The sequence below is a fragment of the Shewanella sp. 11B5 genome (assembly GCF_002836795.1).
In the GTDB taxonomy this organism is placed as follows: Bacteria; Pseudomonadota; Gammaproteobacteria; order Enterobacterales; family Shewanellaceae; genus Shewanella; species Shewanella frigidimarina.
The window spans coordinates 1-5,568 of record NZ_PJAP01000523.1 but is presented as its reverse complement, the minus strand read 5'-3'; the positions used below and the strand labels follow the sequence as shown (position 1 = coordinate 5,568).

3 protein-coding genes and 1 pseudogene are annotated in these 5,568 nt (G+C 42.6%); 3 read left to right on the top strand and 1 reads right to left on the bottom strand.

Annotation, left to right across the window (positions count from 1 at the left end; genetic code table 11):
• Positions 1-163: 163 nt before the first annotated feature.
• Complete coding sequence (locus tag CXF78_RS12330) at positions 164-1,372, bottom strand: potassium/proton antiporter (RefSeq protein WP_011639000.1); 1,209 nt, start codon at positions 1,370-1,372, stop codon at positions 164-166.
• Positions 1,373-1,675: 303 nt separating this feature from the next.
• On the opposite strand from CXF78_RS12330, the gene CXF78_RS12325 reads away from it, so the two are divergent.
• From CXF78_RS12325 to CXF78_RS12315, 3 genes and pseudogenes are all read left to right on the top strand, one after another.
• Positions 1,676-2,050: a hypothetical protein gene (locus tag CXF78_RS12325; RefSeq protein WP_011638999.1), complete on the top strand. Its 375-nt coding sequence runs from the start codon at positions 1,676-1,678 to the stop codon at positions 2,048-2,050.
• 217 nt (positions 2,051-2,267) lie between these two features.
• Complete coding sequence (locus CXF78_RS12320; protein WP_011638998.1) at positions 2,268-5,102, top strand: hypothetical protein; 2,835 nt, start codon at positions 2,268-2,270, stop codon at positions 5,100-5,102.
• Between the two features lie 84 nt (positions 5,103-5,186).
• Positions 5,187-5,568: pseudogene (locus tag CXF78_RS12315) on the top strand (TonB-dependent receptor); the annotation flags it as partial.

The following is a 5,568-nucleotide window of genomic DNA, read 5'->3' as shown; positions in this document are numbered from 1 at the left end:
AAGTATCAACCCTCTGCAACTGGGTTTAAAGACCTACAAGTACAGTTAGACTATGTGATCCATCAGCCTGATAAATCAGTTGAGAGAATCACGGTAAAATAACTAATAACAAAGATACTGAAAATGATTCAATGCCTCATTGTTATGAGGCATTGAATCATTTTTATAGATCTGGCTTTTTGGGCTGCAGTTTTAGGCCTAGTTTATTGGCGAGCGGCTCGATAGCGGCGCCTTGGACAATGACCGACATCAGTACAATGAAAAACACCATGTGGATCATTTCACGCGACCCCTCTACTCCTGCAGCTGCGGGAATAAGTGCAAAAACAATTGGCGTAGCACCTTTTAATCCGATCATAGAAACAAACAAACGTTTGCGCCAATTAGCTTGTTTAAATGGCAAGTAGCACAGCTGCACAGCCAATGGGCGCGCGACGACAATAAGTAATATAGCCGGTAGCAATGAGGCTATGAACACCGGCAATAATTGCTGCGGGAATATCTGCAAACCTAAAATGATGAACATTAATGACTGAGCTAACCACGATATACCATTAAAGAAATGCTTACTGACTTCAGCACCCTTCTTTAAGTAGTTGCCAATGATCACCCCTGCAATATAAACCGCAATAAGCTCGTTCCCCCCTAAGATTTCTGTGCTTGATACTGTGATGGCAAAGCTGGCTAAAATAAAAACGGGGATAAGTCCAAATTCAGGCAGTTTAATGCGATTAAGTGCCCAAACGGCCATTTTACCCATTATTAACCCCACTACCGCCCCAACACCAATTTGCTGGCCGAGACTCGATAACACTGAAAGTGCAGTAGGTGCGCCGTTGGCACTATTGATAATAAAGTCGGTTAACATCACCACCATTAACAAGGCCACAGGGTCGTTGGTAGCCGATTCGAATTCTAAAATGGTGCCCGTACCGTGTTTTAATTTAAGTTTTTTTGACTCTAAAATAGAGAATACGGCCGCTGCATCGGTAGACGACACTACCGCGGCAAACAACATGCAAGTAATGAGGTTAAAGTCGAGTAATGCATTCAAGATAAAGCCAAAAATAATGGTAGTGAATATCACCCCCACAGTGGATAACATGCCACCTTCTTTCCAAGAAAACTTAATGTGTTTCATTGGGGTATTTAGGCCACCCACAAATACTATGGTGTTTAATGCTAAGGTGCCAATCACTGAAGTAAGCTGAAGATCGTCATATACAAAACCAAATTCACCATTGCCAAATGCCAAGCCGACACCCATAAAGATCAGTAACGATGGTAAACCTAAAGTTTTGGATGGATGATGAAGTAAAATGCCAATGGCGATAAGTATGGAGATCCCTAAAATAATAATATCTGGTGGCATATGGGCACTCCTTGTGTGATGAAGATTGTATCAAATGGCTATTTTAGCATTAAAATCGTCTAAACTTATTTCATGAGCATTTATTAATATTTTTTTATATCTTCAGAGTCGGTTTGATTAATGTCATTGCCGTGTGTTTATTAGACTATAAAAGGGTAATAAATAGCCACCAGCCTTAGCCTTTTTTGTTGAGGCATCTTGCTTAATCATCTTGTTGATAGTGGATGCGACATTTTTAGTTAACATATTTACCTCATTAGTGAGGTGTTAATATTAGCGTAAGCAGTATCTCTTGGAGTTAACATGGCCATATTCATTAGCTTGTGGGGCGTAATAACATTCAGTTTTGGCCTGTTCATGATGTTGGCTCCAGCGCATTTTGCAGATCAAATTGTTCGTTTTAGCCATCAACGCTATTTCCATTACATTGAAATTATATCTCGGTTAGTTCTCGGGAGTGTATTACTACTCGATGCGCATAACACTTCATCGCCATTAGTGTTCGAAGTGATAGGTAATTTATTGTTTATTATTGCAATTATTCTTGTTTTTATGACCGAAAAATATCACAAAAAGTTTGCTTTATGGTCTGCCTCATATTGTGTCAAAGCATTCAGACCCGCAGGGTTGTGCGCCATTATTTTTGGTTTGTGGACCGTTTATGTTAGCTATTATTAAGTTGATTAGACCTAAAACGTTATATTTTCGCTTTTTTTGTTAAAAATTTATGCCATTCAAATATCCTCCTAAGCTGCATAGCCATTGGATTTGCACATTTCTGTAATGTTAATGAAATGTGACTGTCATGTTTGCGCAGTCTTTTTGTCATTTTTGCAGGTTAGCTTGTCATCCAGCCAACTAACTCACACGCTTAAATCCGTCTTCGGAGATGACAATGGAACTGAAAAACATTTTTAAACTTACTGCACTTTCTACAGCCCTTGCTGCAACATTAGGGCTCGCTGGTTGTGGTGGTGATATTAATATCAATGCGGGTAGCGATACTGTTACACCGACTACGCCAACAACTCCAACTACACCCACTCAGACAGAACAACAAAAATCATACAGTGGCTTTGCAACTAAAAGCACCACCATGACAGCCGTTGATGGTAAAGAAGTTTGGGTATTAAAGGGAACGCTTGCACCTTCTACAGCAGCATCAACAATTACCACTGGTGGCCAAGATGGCGACAAAATCGTATTAGGTAATGACGTTGTATGGCAGCTTGATGGTGCAGTGATTGCCGGTGGCGACAATGCCAATGCGGTTGAGTTATCGATATTACCTGGCACCAAAATCTTAGGTGGCAGCGATTCATATTTAGTGGTTAGCCGTGGTTCTAAAATTATGGCTGATGGTACTGCAACTGCCCCTATCGTATTTACGTCTGTTGAAACGGCTTTAGGCCAAGAAGGTAAAGCGGGTCAGTGGGGTGGTTTAGTGTTATTGGGTAATGCGCCAGTAAACACCTGCCCAGATTTAACTAATTGTTCAGCGTCTTTTGAAGTGGGTAACCACAGCTACGGTGGTAATGACACCGAAGACAATTCAGGTTCAATCAAGTATGTACGTGTTGAGTTTGGTGGTTTCAAAATCAATGACACCCAAGAAATGAACGGTATTAGTTTTGCCGGTGTGGGTGCGGGTACTGAAATTGACCACGTACAAGTTCACATGAATAACGATGACGGTTTTGAATTCTGGGGTGGTAATGTTTCAGTAACAAATATCGTACTGACAGAAAACTTTGATGACTCGTTAGATTGGACTAACGGTTGGCAAGGTAGTGCGCAGCACGTTTATATTCGTCAAGCTGATAACGCATCTAACCGTGGTATTGAAGCCGACAGTAACAGTGACGCAAGTGCTGTACCTATGTCCAAACCAGTGTTAGCCAACTTTACTATTCAGGTTGCTAACGGCACCAACAGTGGTGGTGACGATGCGGAAGGTATTTTATTCCGTAAAGGCACTGGCGTGAATACCTATAACATTCTTGTTAAAGGTGACGTTGATTCTGGCGAATGTTTAGAGGTTAACGACGACAATACCGTTAACAACGCCAACACGGCAGAATTGACGATGCAAAACAGCTTAATTGACTGTGTTGAACCGTTCAAAAATGCCAAGGCAGATGCTGCAGAAGGCCGTACTTTAGCGCTAGATGTTGAAGCTTGGTACAAAGGGCAAGCGGATAACCTAGTTGCAGCAGCAGATTTAACCGATTACATGCCTAATTCATCATCTGTTGCATTAACGGCTGGCAAAGCAGATTTGGCTAACCTTGATGCGCGTTTGGTTAATGCTAACTACATTGGTGCATTTGATGGCACTAACGATTGGACGGAAGGCTGGACCACAGCCATTCATGACGATGTAACGCCAACACCGACAGCATTACCAGTATTAACCTCTTGTCCAGTAGGCACAACAGCTTCAGCTGCAACAGCAGGTTTATATAAAGATGCATCAATTACCTTAATTTGTACCCTTGAAGGTAATGTTTTAAGCAACACGACTCTTCTCGCTGGCCAAAACGTAATGTACAAAATTGATGGCGGTGCAGTCGTCGTGGGTGGAGATAACACCACGCCTGCAACATTGGCTATTCAAGCGGGCACTAAGTTATTCGCGACATCTAACAGCTTTATCGCGGTGAGTCGTGGCTCAAAAATTATGGCTCAAGGTAGTGCAACTCACCCAATTGAAATGACCTCTGAAGAGGATGTGATTGCGGGTGCAAGTGGCGAACGTGGTCAATGGGGGGGATTGGTTATTCTAGGTAATGGTTTAACTAATACATGTCCTGATCATAATGCTTGTTCAGCGTCGTTTGAAGTCGGTGACTTCCCGTACGGTGGTAACAACAACGCTGATAACAGCGGTCAAATCAGCTACGTAGTGATTAAGTATGCTGGCTTTAAAGTGAATGATACTCAAGAAATGAACGGTATCTCATTTGCGGCTGTGGGCAGCGGAACTCAAGTCGACCATATTCAAATTCACGCTAACGGCGACGACGGTGTTGAGTTTTGGGGTGGTGCAGTTAACTTGAAATATGTGTACTTAACTGAAAACTTCGATGACAGCTTAGATTGGACTAACGGTTGGACAGGTAAAGCACAGTTTGTGTATATCACTCACGAAGACGGTAATGCTAACCGTGGTATCGAAGGTGATAGCCATAAAGGTGCTACTGATACCCCAGTGTCGGCGCCAAAATTAGCTAACTTCACTATTTTACCGGGTACAGATATTGCTAACGCAAGTGGCGATAAAGGTGAAGGTATCTTGTTACGTGTTGCTACTGCTGGTGAGTTATACAACGTGTTAGTTCAAGGTCGTAAAGGCAGCACTGCTGATACTGAGTCTGGCGAATGTTTAGAGTTAGATGGCTCTTACGCTGGTTTAGTCGACAACGTAAACAGCAAAACGCTAACCATGTCTCATTCAATTATCGACTGTAACGAGCCCTTTAAGTACAGCTCTGATAATGCCGCAACAGCAGACGCTGTGAATGTTGAAACCTGGTTCATGGGCCAAGAAGGAAACTCAACAGCTGCAGTGACTATCACTGACGGTATGCCAGCAGCAACAGATACAACGCTACTTGGCAAAGGTAAAGACTTAAGCACTGATGATAGCTTTTTCGAATCAACCAACTTTATTGGTGCATTCGATGGCCAGAATGACTGGCGTCAAGGTTGGGCTTACTTTCCACAGTAATCACCTCGATAACCTTAATCTGTGACCTATTAATAGCCGCCCGCAAGGGCGGTTATCTCTGAACCGCATACAGGATAGTTAAGTATGAAAACCAAGCCGAGTTTTACCGTTAATAAGTTAAGTCTTGCCATTATCTCTGTGATTTCTGCGGCGACACTATTAACAGCTACCCCCGTATACTCGCAAGAACCAGCGCCTGTTCGTGATCCTGGTGAAGTGATTCCAATTGAACCGATAGAAGTGATTTCAGTTACTGGGCGTTTACGTAGCTCTGCATCGGAAGCAACTGAAGAACGTCGTGAACAAATTGCTGTAGCCGATATTATGGGCTCAGAACAAATTTCAAGAACCGGTGACGGTGATGCAGCCGCAGCGCTTCGTCGTGTGACAGGTTTAACCTTAAAAGATGGCAAATTCATTTATGTTCGTGGCTTAGGTGAGCGTTATTCAAGTACCTCACTGAATG

What these genes read in the sequence shown, in the direction of transcription:
- CXF78_RS12325 (WP_011638999.1), top strand. Translation starts at nt 1,676, where the DNA reads ATGGCCATATTCATTAGCTTGTGGGGCGTAATAACATTCAGTTTTGGC.
- CXF78_RS12330 (WP_011639000.1), bottom strand. Translation starts at nt 1,372, where the DNA reads ATGCCACCAGATATTATTATTTTAGGGATCTCCATACTTATCGCCATT.
- CXF78_RS12320 (WP_011638998.1), top strand. Translation starts at nt 2,268, where the DNA reads ATGGAACTGAAAAACATTTTTAAACTTACTGCACTTTCTACAGCCCTT.